Below are 14,567 nucleotides of genomic sequence, written 5' to 3' on the forward strand. Positions count from 1 at the left end.
CGCCTTATTCATAACGTAAGGCCTCCGCCGGGTTCACGCGCGAGGCGTGCCAGCTCGGATACAGCGTCGCCACCGAGGCGAGGATGAAGGAAATGATGCCGATGGTCGCAATGTCGTTCACGCGGGGGTCCGAGGGCAGTTCGCTGATGAAGTAAATGTCCTTCGGCAGGAATTGCACGCCGAAGAGGTGTTCGATAAAGGGCACAATCACGTCGATGTTGTAGGCGATGAGCGTGCCCAACCCCACGCCCAGCAGCGTGCCCATGAAGCCGATCGCTACGCCCTGCACGATGAAGATCTTCATGATGGAACTTGGCTGCGCGCCCATCGTGCGCAGGATGGCGATGTCGGCCTGCTTGTCCGTCACCGTCATCACCAGCGTGGACACTAGGTTGAACGCCGCCACCGCAATGATGAGCGTGAGGATGATGAACATCATCTTCTTCTCGGTCTTCACCGCCGCGAACCAGTTGCGGTTCTGGCGCGACCAGTCGCGGATGTAGAGCTCGCCGGTGAGCGTGCGTGACAGCGCCTCGGCCACCTGGGGCGCGCGGTCCATGTCGGTCAGCTTCAGGCGCACGCCGGTCGGGCCGTCCAGGCGGAACAGGCGCTCGGCGTCTTCCATGTTGATCAGCGCGAGCGAGCTGTCGAACTCGTAGTGCCCCGATTCAAACGTGCCGATCACGGTGAACTGCTTCAGGCGGGGCAACACGCCAGCCGGGGTGATGGTGCCCTGCGGCGCCACCAGCGTGACCTTGTCCCCCTGGCGCACGCCAAGACCCTGGGCCAGTTGACTGCCCAGCGCAATACCAAACTCGCCGGGTTTCAGATCGTCGATCGCGCCGGACTTGAAGTCTTTGGCAATGTCCGACACTTTCGGCTCATCCGCCGGTGACACACCGCGCAGCAGCACGCCGCGTACGGCGTCATCGCGCGTGATCATGGCCTGTGCGCCCACGTACGGCGCTGCACCGATGACTTCCTTGTTCTGCATCGCCTCATTGGCGGTGCGCTGCCAGTCGGGCAGGCTACCCGGCGCCATGACCTCGATGTGCGCGAGCACGGACAGCATGCGGTCACGCACTTCCTTCTGGAAGCCGTTCATGACCGACAGCACGATGATCAGCGCCGCCACGCCCAGCGCAATGCCAAGCATGGAGATAAGCGAGATGAAGGAAATGAAGCTGTTGCGGCTGGCACGCTTGCCCGCGCGCGTATAGCGCCAGCCGATCTGCCATTCGTATGGAAATTTCAAAGGGGCATCCCCGTGTGGTGTGACCGTGTGATGTGACGATGCTGTGTGACTTCGCCGGCGCACGCGCCGGGCAGCCGGAAGTTTACAATCTCGGAGCCATGATCCCTGAACTCTTTCTGATTGTCCCGTTTTGCGCCCCCGCCGCCGAGGTGGCGGACGACGCTTACCGTCAATTGACCTTGCCGGGCCTGGAAAGGTTGCTTGCCCGCGCGCGTGAGACGGAACGCGAGCGCCACGACGACGCCTACCTGCCCACGCTGCCGCACGAACGCTGGCTGGCGGCGCGCGCTGGGCTGCCCGCAGGTTCCCCAACCTCGCCGTTGCCTTCCGCCCCGTACATGCGCCTGGCCGACGGCAGCACCGCCGACACGCGCACCTGGGCCTGCCTGCAACCGGTGCATATTCACGCCGCGCGCGACCATCTGGTGATGCTCGACCCAGCGCAACTCCGGCTGGAAGCGGCCGATGCCGACGCGCTGCGCGCCGCCATCGCCCCGCTGCTGGCCGACATGCACTTGCACCTGGACGCCCCCCAGGCCGCCCGCTGGTATCTCCCGGATGCGCCGTTTGGCGACCTGATTGCCGCAGCTCCGCAGCGCGCCACCGGCCACAATATCGACATCTGGATGCACAAGGGCGAGCAGGAGCGCGCCTGGCGCAAGTTCCAGAACGAAATCCAGATGACGTGGTACGACCACCCCGTCAACCAAGCCCGCGAGGCGCGCGGCCTGCTGCCGGTCAACTCGGTCTGGCTGTTCGGCCAGGGCGCCCTGCTCGACACCCGCCCGATTGCCGAGCGCATGATCGGCGCCGATCCGTTCTTCGCTGGGCTGTGCCACGCCGCCAATGCCACCGAGCTGTGCGCCGAAACGCTGGCCGCCCTGCCGGCAGACGGCACCAGCGCCGCCGTGCTACTGGGCGATGCTGGCAAGCCCTACCTTTCCGCCGACTGGTACGACTGGATCGAAACCCTGCGTGCCTACGACCGCGACTGGTTCACCCCCGCCGCCGACGCACTGGCCGACGGCCGTATCGATGCCGTCTCCCTCATCCTGACCGGCGATTCGCACTACGCCCACTACCGCGTCACCCGCCGCGAACTGGCCAACGGGCCCTTTGGTCTATTGGGCTGGCTGCGCCGCTTCAGCCGCCCGCGCACCTTACGCGATGCGCTATCCCCGCTTTCCATGGCTGCCTGAATGACCCGTATCGCTGTCCGTTCGCACTCCACTGAGGCCGCCAACACGCTGGCTGGCCACGGTATCCATCCTGTATTGGCACGCATCCTGGCCGCACGCGGCGTTGCTCGACCCGATGAACTGTCGACCGAGCTGGCCGACCTGCTGCCGCCGGCACAGCTCAAGGGCATCGACGATGCAGCGCGCTATCTGGCCGACGCCATCGCCGCCAACAAGCGCTTGCTCATCATTGCCGACTACGACTGCGACGGCGCCACCGCCTGCGCCGTGGGCGTGCGCGGGTTGCGCATGCTCGGCGCGCAGGTGAGCTACATCGTCCCAAACCGCTTTGAATACGGCTACGGCCTGTCGCCCGAGATCGTGGCGCTGGCCGCGCGCGAGAAGCCGGACGTCTTGGTCACCGTCGACAACGGCATTGCCGATGTGGCGGGCGTGGCGGCGGCCAATGCCTTGGGCATCGACGTGGTCGTCACCGATCACCACATGCCGGGCGCGCAATTGCCCGAGGCGCGCGTGATCGTCAACCCGAACCAGCCTGGCTGCGGCTTTCCGAGCAAGAACCTGGCGGGCGTGGGCGTGATGTTCTACGTGCTGTTGGCACTGCGAGCCGAACTGCGCGCCCGTGGCGTCTTCACACCGCAGGAACAGCCTCGCCTCGACGCACTGCTCGATCTGGTGGCGCTGGGTACCGTGGCTGACGTGGTCAAGCTCGACGCCAACAACCGGCTGCTGGTGGCACAAGGGCTCAAACGCATGCGCGCGGGGCGGATGTGCCCCGGCATCGCCGCCCTCTTCCGCGTGGCGGCACGCGAGGCGCGTCGCGCATCGACGTTCGACCTCGGCTTCGGCCTCGGCCCGCGCCTGAACGCGGCCGGGCGGCTGGCCGACATGTCACTCGGCATCGAATGCCTGCTCACGGATGACTACGATCGCGCCATGGCCATTGCCGCCGAACTCGACGGCATGAACCGCGAGCGCCGCGAGATCGAAGCCGGCATGCAGCAGGAAGCGCTGGCGATCCTGGACAGCATGAACGCCTTCGATGGCGCGGGTCGCCACACCATCGCCGTGTACAACGAGACATGGCATCAGGGCGTGATCGGCATCGTCGCCTCGCGCATCAAAGACAAGTTCCACCGCCCCGTCTTCACCTTTGCACCCGGCGACGACGGCGTCATCAAGGGCTCGGGCCGTTCGATCCCGGGCTTCCACCTGCGCGACGCGCTGGACGCCGTGCACAAGCGCAGCCCCGGGCTGATCGTCAAGTTTGGCGGGCACGCCATGGCGGCCGGCCTCACGCTGCGCGAAGACGGCTTCGACGAATTCGTTGCCACCTTCGAAGCCGTTGGTCGCGAATGGCTGACCGAGGCCCTGCTCTCACGCGTGCTGGAAACCGACGGCGAGGCCGACCCCGAGTGCTTCTCTCCCCAGTTCGTCGAGCTGCTCGAAACCCAGGTCTGGGGCCAGGGTTTTCCGGCGCCGAGCTTCTGCGGCGAGTTCGATGTTCTGTCGCAGGCGGTGCTCAAGGACAAGCACCTGAAGCTCAAGCTCGGGCGCGGCAAGCAGCATTTCGATGCGATCTGGTTCAACCACGCTGAACCGCTTGGCGCTTCAGCTTATGTGGCCTACCGGCTCGACAACAACACCTTCAACGGCATCACGCGCGTGCAGATGGTGATCGAACACGCGCAATAGCCACCTGCCCAGAACTTGCGCCGGCGCATAAACACATGCCAAAACTGTCTGACGGTACGCAGATGATGCAGCCGTCAGGCACGGCAGCTGCGTTACAATACGAGATTGTCGGCTTGGCACCTGCCATGACCGCACACCCCACGAATTCCTAGCATTAACCTCCAAGCGAAATGACTCACGTCGTTACCGAAAGCTGTGTCCGCTGCAAGTACACCGACTGCGTGGACGTCTGCCCCGTCGATTGCTTCCGCGAAGGCCCGAACTTCCTGACCATCGATCCGGATGAGTGCATCGACTGCGCCGTGTGCGTGGCCGAGTGCCCGGTCAACGCCATCTACGCTGAAGAGGACGTACCTGCCGATCAGCAGAAGTGGATCGCCATCAATGCCGAACTCTCGACCATCGGCTGGCCGTCCATCACCAAGACCAAGCAACCCTTGCCCGACGCCGACGACTGGAAGGACGTGAAGGACAAGGAGCAGTATCTCGAGCGCTGATCTCCAACTTTTTTTACCGTCAACGCAAAAAAGGTATTGACGGGGAGAACGGAAACTAGCTAGAATTCGTTTCTTCGCTGTTGCAGCGATTCCTCGATAGCTCAGTCGGTAGAGCGCCGGACTGTTAATCCGTAGGTCCCTGGTTCGAGCCCAGGTCGAGGAGCCAAGTACTTAAGCCCTTGCGAGAAATCGCAAGGGCTTTTTACTTTGGTGAATGGACGTCGACGTCACGATTGGACAGCCGTCCAATTTCATTTGTGGCATCGGTGTCGTCGCCGGTATCGTGTACCGTCTTGCACCGATCGTCGTGCCCGAGTGGTGAAATTGGTAGACACCGCGGACTTAAAATCCGCTGCGCCCTAATCGGCGCGTGCCGGTTCGATCCCGGCCTCGGGCACCAATCCCCTTGTCTTCTTTTTCTTGCTCCTGCTGCCTCACGAAGCGTGACATGCGTGCGCCTTCGGCGCATCGTCGTATTCATCGTGACGGCGTACCCATGACATGGGGCCGGTTTCGTTGCGGCCCAGCGGTGCGCGATCGAGCAGTAGCAATGTGCCAACCATGTCTTCCAATCCGCGCGCGTAAGTCGAATACGTGTGGAACACGTTACCGGCATCATCCTTGTAGAACGCGCTCATGCCGGGCAACTCGTCGTGGGCCTCGGCGCTTGGGGTAGCGGTGTAGTTGTAGTCGACTGCCCCGCTCTCCAACGCTTCGGGCGAGAAGCTCACGCGGTAGTCGTGATTGAACGTAGTGCCGAACGACGACACCCACGGAAAGTGCCAGCCCATGCGTTTCTTGTAGGCCGCGATCTCCGCCATCGATGCGCGCGACACGGCGACCAGCGTCACGTCGTGATGATTCAGATGCGGCAGCATGCCGCCCAGATGATCCGAGAGAAACGAGCATCCGGGGCACCCCGCTTCCCAGCCTGGCCCGAGCATGAAGTGATAGACCATCAACTGGCTGCGTCCATCGAACAGCTCAGCCAGCGTCTTCTTGCCATCAGGTGTATCGAACACGTACTGCGCGTCGACCTTCACCCACGGCAACGCCTGGCGCTCGGCGTTGACGGCATCGCGCAGGTGGATCGCCTCTTTCTCACGCGCCAGCAATTCGCGCCGCTTGATGAGCCATTCGTCTCTCGAAACCACGGGATGCGATTGCATGATGAGTCCCCTTCTCTACGACAGTCAGACAGGACTTCATACTAGGCCGCCTCTCGCGAATGAAAAGGCGCGGCGCGCAAGTCGCGATTCGGATGCGACCTGTGCGCCATGGAAGCGAATCCGCCGTCTCTACATACCCGACGCTGGGTGTCGAGATCAGCCCATCAGCCAGCGCACAGCGACGTTGATCAGCGCACCACCCACCACCAACCCGACCCACAGCACGGCCGCACACAACAGCGAACGCACACCCGACTTCAGCAGCATCGGCACATGCGTCTGCGTGCCGATGGCGAACATCGCGCAGGCCAGCATTGCCGTGTCGATCGCGTCGATCGGGGCGTGCCATGCGGCCGGAATCGCACCCGCCGAGTTCAGCAGCGTCACGCCGAGCAGGCCGACTGCAAACCACGGCATCGCCTTCCATGCGTGACCGGATGCCTTGCGCAGCGCACCCTCACGGGATTGCGTGGAGGCGGCACCGTCATCAGCAGCGGGCGTCGTGCAAGCCAGCACCACCAGCAGCGGCGCCAGGGCCAGCACACGCACCATCTTGCTGACGACAGCGGCATTGGTAGCGTCATCGCCCAGCGGCTTCGCGGTGGCAATCACCTGCGCAACCTCGTGCATCGTCGAGCCGATATAGACACCGAAATGCTCCGGCGCGACTGCCATGCCAGCATGCGCCAGCAGCGTGTAAAGCCATGGATACAGGAAGATGCCGACGGTGCCGAACAGCACCACACTCGCAATCGCCACGGCCGTCTCACGCGGCTGCGCCTTGACTGCCGGTGCCACAGCCAGCACCGCCGCCGCACCACACACCGCGCTGCCCGCTGCCACCAGCACGGCCTGCGTGCGGGCAAGACCAAACCAGCGCGTGCCGATCCAGGTGCCGGCCACCATGGTCAGCGCCAGCACCAGCAGCGGAATCGCCACGCCAGATGCGCCCAGGTCATGAATCTGCGCCAGCGTCAGCCGGGCACCATAGAGAATCACTCCAGCACGCAGCAGCGTGTGGCGTGCAAACTGAATCGCGCCGGGCGTCAGCCACCGCTGGTGCCCCGGCACATGCCCCACCACCATGCCGAGCAGGATGGCCAGCGTCAGCGCACTCAAACCCAGGTGGCTCGCCCAGCCCATTCCGCCAAGCACCACCGCCACCCCGGCGCACCCAAACAACACGCCCACGCTCAACAGCGTCCGGCCATCAAACCCGGGCACCACACCCTGGGGGGCCAATTGTTTCTGTGCAATTGTCATCACATCCGCCTTGCTTATTCGTTATACGCATAACGATATGCGGCATGTGATAACATGTAAAACGGGTAATTTTTCTAAGAATGACCAGTTTTATGGATAACAAAGCCCCTCGTGTCACGTTGCGCCAATGGGCTGTGTTTGCCGCCATCGCGCAGTGCGAAACCACCACCGCCGCCGGCGAGCAACTCGGCCTGTCGCAGTCGGCGGTGAGCGCGGCGCTGGCGGAGCTGGAATCGACGCTCGGGCACCCGTTGTTCGACCGGCATGCACGGCGCCTCCACCTGAATGCGCTCGGTCGCCAGTTGCTACCGCAGGCGCAAGCCCTGCTCGACCATGCTGACGCGCTGGAGCGCGCCACCGTGCAGCCCAACGTGCGCCTGAAGCTCGCCGCCAGCAGCACGATCGGCAACTACGTGCTGCCCGCCCTGCTCGCGAGCTTCCGGCAGCAGATCGCCCCCGACAGCCAGCTCGACGTGCTGATCGGCAATACACAGGATGTGGTCGACGCGGTGCAGCGCTTCGAGGTGGACATCGGCCTGATCGAAGGCACGTGCCGCGGAGAAGCCCTGGAAATTGAAACGTGGATCGACGACGAGATGGTGATCGTTGCAGCGCCAGGGCATCCGCTCGCGCAAGGACCGGCCTCACATGCCGCGCTGCGCGAAGCCGGCTGGCTGATGCGCGAACCGGGTTCGGGCACACGGGAGTTGGTCGACAGCCGCATTGCCTCGGTCGTTGGGCCCCTGCATGTGGCACTCGAACTCGGGCACTCGGAGGCGATTCAGCGCACCGTGGCTGCAGGCTATGGCATCAGTTGCCTGTCGCGCCACGTGGTAGCCGATGCGCTGCGCGACGGCCGGCTGGTCGAGGTGCAAAGCGGCCTACCTCGCATCGCTCGTCCACTGCTCATCGTGCGCCATCGCGACAAGCATCCGACGCACGGCCTGACGCAATTCATCGACGCGCTACACGGCCACGCGAGCCTGCATTCGGACGACTCGTAAAAAAAATCGCACAAAGGACTAGCGCGATCCGAGAAAGGTTGATATAGTCTCATTTCTTCGCGGGGCGTTAGCTCAGTTGGTAGAGCAGCGGACTCTTAATCCGTAGGTCGAGTGTTCGAGTCACTCACGCCCCACCAGAATATGGAAGGCCCGACAGGCAACTGTCGGGCCTTTTTCATTTCCACAATTTCCGCAAAGACATGGACCTATGCAGATCCATGTCAACGCAGCGCAGCGGCTGTCATCACACGCCGCCATCCCCCACGAACGATACGAACTGCGCAGACGACCACACCTTCTGGTCGCCCCGCTCCCGCCCGTGGAAGTACACCGGCCGGAAGCCAAACGGCCCATTCACCGGTTCGACCTCCAGCGCCCCGCTCACGTCGACTGGCAAGGCCTGTTCCGTCAACCGCTCCACCGCAATGAAAAGCTCGGTCCCGCCAAGCTCGAGCCGCAATCCATCTTTGGCAAGCAACTCGGCCCCGCTGATCTCCCAGTGAAAATCCGGCGCATGCGCAAACGGATTGCGCTGTAGCGGATCACCAACTTTGATGTAGCTGTCGATGCGCCCCTCGATCACGATCCGTGCGGCGGCGAGGTTGCTGATGTCGATCTCCACGCTATCGGCATCGCCATAGGTGTCGCTGCGAAAGCCGATGTCCGTGGTGCCTTCGCGCCAGCATGATTCCTCCAGGTGCTCGAAGCCGTGGCCGCCAAAGCGGTGGATGGTGCCGTTGAGAATGCGGATGCGCCCCTGCCAGGCGGCCCAGCGGTAGCGATCGCGGATGCGGGCACCGCCCCAGCGTATGCGAATCAGCCGATCGGAGAAGCCGGCCTCCTGATGCAGGTTGCGCTCCCAGATCAGGCCGGTGTGGTCATACGCGGCAAGGTATTCCCAGCCGACCTGGCCGAGGAACCGGTAGTCAAAGCGCGCGGGGCCTTGATGCGTGAAGGCATCGCCCTGGATATGTTTGCCGCTGCGTACCAGCAGCGCAGTGTGTTCGCCAGTGCTGGCCCAGGTGTGGCGTGCACGCAGGGCACGGCCAATCGATTGACGATCAAGCCGCTCGGCCAGCACGCCCGTCAGGCCACCGCGCACACCGAACACCTGCACACCAGGCGCGCCACCCGCAGGCCGCCCGCGATGCTCATCGCCGCTGGCGGCCACGCCGAGCTGGTAGCCACGCGCGATGACGTCGCGGTACAGCCAGTCGAAATGCCCCCAACTGGAGGCGATCTCCACCAGCCGTTCGAGCTGCGGGTGATGCCAGTCGGGGATATAACGCCGCCCGCCCACGTGCGGCATGATCAGGTGCTCTTCAGGCGCGTCGATGTACGCATCCCACAACTCCTCGATCGGCCAGCGGCCAAGTTCAACGGCGCTGCCCTTCATGTCTTCGTTCCACACCAGCGTGCGGTTGTGCTCGCCGCGCGCGTTGTAGGGGAAGCCCGGCGCCTCATCGCCGAGGAAGACGACGTTGTGGTCTCCACCAGCGGTGGAACTGCCGCACCACTCCTGCACCGGGTACGCAACAAAGCGGCCCGGCTCGTTGAACGCGTTGACGGCATCCAGCCCGAGCTTCCAGTTGGCATCGGTGATCTGGAAATCGTTGACGGTGTAGCCGAACACGTCGATGCCGCCGATATCGCGCGCGTAGGCAGCGTTGTACGCGGGGCTGTTGGTGCCGACGGTGTCGTGGGCATGTACGTGCAGGTCTGCATAGAACGCACGCGGCGCGTTGGGCGCCTCGAAGATCGACAACCAGGCCGTGGCCTTGCTCACATGTGGCGCGTCCAGCAGAACGGCCTCCAGCCGAAGCGTGCCGGCATCCGTGGGCAGGTCATCGATGCCGAGCGTGGCCCAGCCGCCACCTGGCACCGGATAGTCGCGCTGGTGCACCGGCGTATCGCCATCCCAGGCCGTCAAGCGGATCGTGCCGCCCACATCCGAACTGATGTTTCCCCACCGGTCGAGCAAGGACGTGCGCACCGACAGCGGCGTGCCCGGCCGGGCAAAACGCGGCGCCTGGAGCAACACCTGTGCGGGCTGACCTGCATGGATGTCGATCACCACGTCGCCCGGCACCGCCACGAAGCGTGAGGTGCCTAGCGGGTCGACATACAACCGGAAGCGGAAGCTGTCTTCAATGAAGGTCTGCACGCGCGTGCCGGGCCCGCCACGCCGCCGATCGCCCAGGCGGATCAGGATGTGGTCACCCGCGTTCAGGTAGCCGTCGACCACGTCAACGATGATCGCCTTCTGGAAGGGCCGCTCGTGGCCCTTCTGCTCGAAGCGCACGTTCAGCGCCTGTACGGTCGCAGGGCTCTGTCCAGGCACCAATGGGCCAGCCTGGTATTCGGCGCTGAGGTAGTTGGCGCCGGACGGGTCGGTGGTCTGAAACAGTGCCCAGTCGGAATAGAACTTGAAGGTGGTTTTCAGCCAGGCGCCGTCTGCAATGCCCGAAGCACCGACTTCATAGTCGATCAGGATCTCCGCCCACTCACCCGCCTCCAGCCGGCTCACCGAGCAGGAGGCGCGGCCGGCAAACGGCAACGCCTTGTTCTTTTCATACAGGCCTGCGGGCGCGTGATGCTCGCCCAGCCGCTCCCGCAAGGCGGCATAGCCTAACGCCGGGGATGCTCGGTCGTTCATGGAGTGACTCCGATCAATGGAAAGGCCACGGCGCACCCGCGTCCCAGACGGGGATGCCGAGATGCGCGTACCACGGCGCCATCACGAACACGCCATAGACGATGCCGATCAGCACAGACACCACGCCCACCTTTGCGTAATCCGCGGTGGTGAAGGTGCCGCTGCTGTAGGCCACCACGGCGGCGGTGATCTGCGTGGGGAGGATGTAGGCGAAGCTGTCGCTGTCGCATACCAGCAGCGTGAAAGCCACCGGATGCAGGCCCAGCTTGGGTGCGAGCGCCAGCATGATGGGCGCAATCATGGTGACGGCAGCCACGTTGGAGAGCATGGCGAGCCGCGCCACATGCGTGCCGATCATCACAATGAACAACGCCAGCCACCACGGGTGGCCTTGGGCGAAGCGATACAACCAGTCAGCCACCCACGGCGCGAGGCCTGTTTCGCTGATGGCGGCAGACAGGCTGAGCGCACCCGCCAGCAGGAAGAGCGTGCCCCAGATCGTACGGTTCTGGATGTCCTTCCAGCCCAGCCCCGTCAGCCCCGGCACGAACAAGGCGGCCAGACCAAGCAACGCCACGATCTCGGAAGGCAAGCCATGCCACGACTCGGTCGCCCAGAGCACAGCCACCGCTGCGAACACCAACAGGATGGCCTTGGCATGCCCACCCGCCGGCGGCAGCGCGGCACGTTCAGCCGCGATGGCGGCCGCGCCGCCGGGCAGTCTCACAGCGCGCGACTTGAAGTAGAACTGCACCCACAGTTGCGTCAGCACGAACATGCCCAGGTAGGGCCACTGCAGCTTGAACCAGTCGAGATAGGACAGATGCAACCCGAGCTGTTTCTGCAGCAAGCCTACGATCACCAGGTTGGGCAAATGCGCGGTCAAGATGCACATGCCGCTGATCATCGAGCCATAGACCAGCGACTGGATGACGATGGCCTTCTTGGCACTACGCTCACGCGGCGTGTCGCCAAACAGATCGGCGATGCCGTTGACCACCGGCAATAGTGCCGCCGCTCGTGCATTGGCCGCCGGCACCAGAAAGCTCAGCACGAAGTTGATGGCAAACATCGACCAGATCACGCCATTGGCGGTGCTGGTCTTGAGCTTGTCGAGCAGCCACAACGCAATGCGGCGGTCCAGTCCCGCCCCCTGCATGATCGACGAGAACAGGAACGCGGTCAGGCACAGGAACACCACCGGTGTGGCGAAGCCGCTGGCGGCCTTGGAGAAGGGTGTAACAGCATGCGCGAGTACCAGCAGCGCCGGAATGAGGATGCCGCTTACCCCCACCGGCACCGCTTCGCTCATCCAGATCACGGCAGCCCAGGCCACCACCGCCAGGGTGGCACGCCCCGCAGGCGACAGCCCCTCTGGCTGCGGCAACACAAACAAGACAAGCAAGAACGCCGCCCACGCCGCAAAAAAACCGAGGCGCGCCTTGAGCAACGGGCTGAGCCGCGAACGAACACCGGCGATCACCTGGCCAGATTGCCAGCCGGACTGCGAAGACAGCGATGACGGATCGACTGGACTGCTCACGATGACCCCATGACGGTTTGCTGGATGCACAAAGACGCCATGCTGGTCAATCTGCTCCCTTCTGGAGCCATGCTACGGGCTAATCCCGGGCCGCCAACGAATCCGTTTGCATATCGTCATGACCCCGCTGTACAAGCGCCCTTTGGGAGATCAGCTGACGGCGGGTTCGATACGCAGTTGCATGCGCAAACGCATCGTCTCGCCCGGCGCGAGAACACGCAGCCCCGTTCCTTCCCAACCCTGCGCGGCCAGATTGACCGCGTCGGCCACATGCGAGACGGGCTCTAGGCAGAAGTAAGGCTGCCCTTTCGGCGCATGGAGGATGAAATGATCGAGGGGATCGGCAGCGCGTATCGTGAGCGTTGCACTGTCGACGCGGGATATGGCGGCCTGCTGCCGCCAATTGCTGTAGTAGACGCTGAGGGCGTCGTCCGGCAACGCACGTGCGTTGCTGAAGTCTTCGCGCGCCGTGATCGGCTCGCTGCGGATGGCCACCTCGCCGGCATCGGTCGGCCACATCGTCGCCGCATCAAACTGGATGTGCATGCCGGCAGCGCGCACGAAGTACGGATGAAAGCCGCCGCCTGCAGGCATATCACTGTCACCGTCATTGCGCAGCGTCATGACGGCGTCCAGCCCTTCCGCGGTCAACACCAGCGTTTGCGTGGCGGTAAATGCCCAGGGCCAGCTGTCGACGTCGGGCACGTGGCGCAGGCCGAGCACGATCGACGATGCGGTCAGTTGCTCGACCGCCCATGCACGTGCGTGCGCCAGACCGTGCATGGCATGCGGCTGGCCCGGATGCGGCGCGAGACGAATCTCGCGGCCACCCCATTGGAGGCGTCCTTCGCGGATGCGGTTGGAGAACGGCAACAACGGGTAGCAGCCCGCCTTGGGCCATGCCAACCCATTGAAGCCGTCACGCAGGCAAACCTCGGACATCGGCGCCAGCCAATCAATGCGCTGGCTGCCCTCGCCGGCCGAAGCCAGCGAGGCAATGCGGCCACCCGCCGCCGGCGCGACGACCATTGTCAATGCGCCGGCCCGCAGCGTATGCACCGGGCCAGGTGCCAGCCACGTCGTCAACGTCATCAGAAGAAATGACGAATGCCAACCATGCCGACGAACTGGCTCGGGCCGCTGGACGGCGTGCCGTTCTGCGAGTCACCCACCGATGCCACAGCGTTGACGATGCTGCCCGTCGAGCTCAGCGTCTGGCCGCTCGCTTTCTGATAGGCCTCAACCATGTAGAACGCCGTGCGCTTGGAGAACGAATACAGCTGCTCCATCGAGATCTGGTGATAGCGCGCCGCCTTGTCCACGCCGTTGCGCTTGTTCTCGGCGGTGTAGCTGTAGCCGGCGGCCAAAGTCAGAGCAGGCGTGAGCGCGTACGTGGCAATCGCACCAAACGTGTTGAACGACGCCGTCTGTGCAAACCCTGCCGGCGAGGTGGCACCCGGCTTGTACTGCACGTTGGAGTAGTTCAACCCCATCATCAGCTTGCCCACGGTGTAACGTGCAGCGGTACCGATGATCTGTGCGGTATCGGCTGTTGCATAGCCCTTGTTGATGGGCGCGTTGTTGGCGAAGTCACCAGTGTTGTTCTGGAAGGTCGGGACGTTCTTCAAGCGAATGTAGCCAGCCGACCAGGCGAACGCCTGGTAGTCGTAACGCATTGCCGCACTGAAGGCACTGCCGTTGGACATGCTGCCCGCCTGCTCGCCCATGCCGTACTGCAAACCCGCCTGGAAACCGCCGAACGTGGGCGACGTATAGGTGATCGAATTCGGCACACGCAGCGTGGTGTCCATCGCGTCGACGTCGCCCGGGTGCGCACCGACAGCGCCGGTCAACACATTGGTCGGGCCCAGCGCGGCAACGTACTGGAAGTACGGCGTGTACTGACGACCCATCGTGACCTGGCCGTAGTCTTTGTTAGCGAGGCCGACATAGGCCTGGCGATTAAAAATGGTGTTCGCCTTGCTTAGCGCGCCCGTATCGGCTGCAAAACCGTTCTCCAGGCGGAACACTGCCGTGTTGCCGCCGCCCAGGTCTTCCGAGCCCATCAGGCCGAACTTGCTGGCGGCCAGGGCGCCAGAGTTCATGTACGTGTTGGAATGCCCGCCCTGATTGCTCGAATAGGCAATGGCGTTATCGACCACGCCGTACAGCGTGACCGACGATTGCGCCGATGCGTGCATCGACAGCCCCGCGCATAGCAGTGCGGCGCATGCATAGACAGGTTTGACAGAAAATTTGGCTCGTGTGGTTTTCATCGTTGTTGTC

General features: G+C 63.8%; 11 protein-coding genes and 3 tRNA genes. 7 read left to right on the forward strand and 7 right to left on the reverse strand.

Annotated features, from left to right (window positions below):
• Window positions 1-4: 4 nt before the first annotated feature.
• Complete coding sequence (locus F7R11_RS12760; RefSeq protein ID WP_064803969.1) at window positions 5-1,255, reverse strand: lipoprotein-releasing ABC transporter permease subunit; 1,251 nt, start codon at window positions 1,253-1,255, stop codon at window positions 5-7.
• Between the two features lie 98 nt (window positions 1,256-1,353).
• Here F7R11_RS12760 and F7R11_RS12765 point away from each other — a divergent pair, with 98 nt between their 5' ends.
• From F7R11_RS12765 to F7R11_RS12785, 5 genes are all read left to right on the forward strand, one after another.
• Entirely contained in the window at window positions 1,354-2,454 is a 1,101-nt protein-coding gene (locus F7R11_RS12765; protein WP_064806354.1) for a hypothetical protein, read from the forward strand.
• Entirely contained in the window at window positions 2,455-4,149 is a 1,695-nt protein-coding gene (recJ, locus tag F7R11_RS12770; protein WP_064803971.1) for a single-stranded-DNA-specific exonuclease RecJ, read from the forward strand.
• A gap of 170 nt (window positions 4,150-4,319) precedes the next feature.
• Window positions 4,320-4,646 (forward strand): ferredoxin FdxA, encoded by a 327-nt coding sequence (gene fdxA, locus F7R11_RS12775; RefSeq protein ID WP_021194063.1) that lies wholly within the window; start codon window positions 4,320-4,322, stop codon window positions 4,644-4,646.
• Between the two features lie 90 nt (window positions 4,647-4,736).
• Window positions 4,737-4,812 (forward strand) — tRNA-Asn (locus tag F7R11_RS12780).
• 143 nt (window positions 4,813-4,955) lie between these two features.
• Window positions 4,956-5,046 (forward strand) — tRNA-Leu (locus F7R11_RS12785).
• Between the two features lie 34 nt (window positions 5,047-5,080).
• Here the strand turns inward: F7R11_RS12785 and F7R11_RS12790 are convergent.
• Entirely contained in the window at window positions 5,081-5,815 is a 735-nt protein-coding gene (locus F7R11_RS12790; RefSeq protein ID WP_064803974.1) for a DUF899 domain-containing protein, read from the reverse strand.
• 156 nt (window positions 5,816-5,971) lie between these two features.
• A complete protein-coding gene (locus F7R11_RS12795; protein ID WP_064803976.1) occupies window positions 5,972-7,078 on the reverse strand; it encodes a YeiH family protein in 1,107 nt (368 codons plus the stop codon).
• 92 nt (window positions 7,079-7,170) lie between these two features.
• Here F7R11_RS12795 and F7R11_RS12800 point away from each other — a divergent pair, with 92 nt between their 5' ends.
• Both F7R11_RS12800 and F7R11_RS12805 read left to right on the forward strand, forming a co-directional pair.
• Window positions 7,171-8,082 carry a LysR family transcriptional regulator gene (locus tag F7R11_RS12800; RefSeq protein ID WP_064803979.1) on the forward strand — a complete coding sequence of 304 codons (912 nt, stop codon included), beginning with the start codon at window positions 7,171-7,173 and terminating at the stop codon, window positions 8,080-8,082.
• A 61-nt stretch (window positions 8,083-8,143) separates the two neighbouring features.
• Window positions 8,144-8,219: transfer RNA gene (locus F7R11_RS12805), tRNA-Lys, on the forward strand.
• 107 nt (window positions 8,220-8,326) lie between these two features.
• Here F7R11_RS12805 and F7R11_RS12810 read toward each other — a convergent pair.
• The 4 genes from F7R11_RS12810 to F7R11_RS12825 form a co-directional block, all read right to left on the reverse strand.
• The gene (locus F7R11_RS12810; protein ID WP_064803981.1) at window positions 8,327-10,738 is read right to left on the reverse strand and encodes a hypothetical protein; all 2,412 of its coding nucleotides are present in this window, start codon (window positions 10,736-10,738) and stop codon (window positions 8,327-8,329) included.
• Between the two features lie 13 nt (window positions 10,739-10,751).
• Window positions 10,752-12,281 carry an SLC13 family permease gene (locus F7R11_RS12815; protein ID WP_064803983.1) on the reverse strand — a complete coding sequence of 510 codons (1,530 nt, stop codon included), beginning with the start codon at window positions 12,279-12,281 and terminating at the stop codon, window positions 10,752-10,754.
• A gap of 150 nt (window positions 12,282-12,431) precedes the next feature.
• Window positions 12,432-13,373 carry an aldose 1-epimerase gene (locus tag F7R11_RS12820; protein ID WP_064803985.1) on the reverse strand — a complete coding sequence of 314 codons (942 nt, stop codon included), beginning with the start codon at window positions 13,371-13,373 and terminating at the stop codon, window positions 12,432-12,434.
• Window positions 13,373-14,557 (reverse strand): porin, encoded by a 1,185-nt coding sequence (locus F7R11_RS12825; protein WP_064803988.1) that lies wholly within the window; start codon window positions 14,555-14,557, stop codon window positions 13,373-13,375. The genes F7R11_RS12820 and F7R11_RS12825 overlap by 1 nt, the downstream gene beginning before the upstream one ends.
• Window positions 14,558-14,567: the final 10 nt, after the last annotated feature.

Source organism: Ralstonia insidiosa (assembly GCF_008801405.1).
Lineage (GTDB): Bacteria > Pseudomonadota > Gammaproteobacteria > Burkholderiales > Burkholderiaceae > Ralstonia > Ralstonia insidiosa.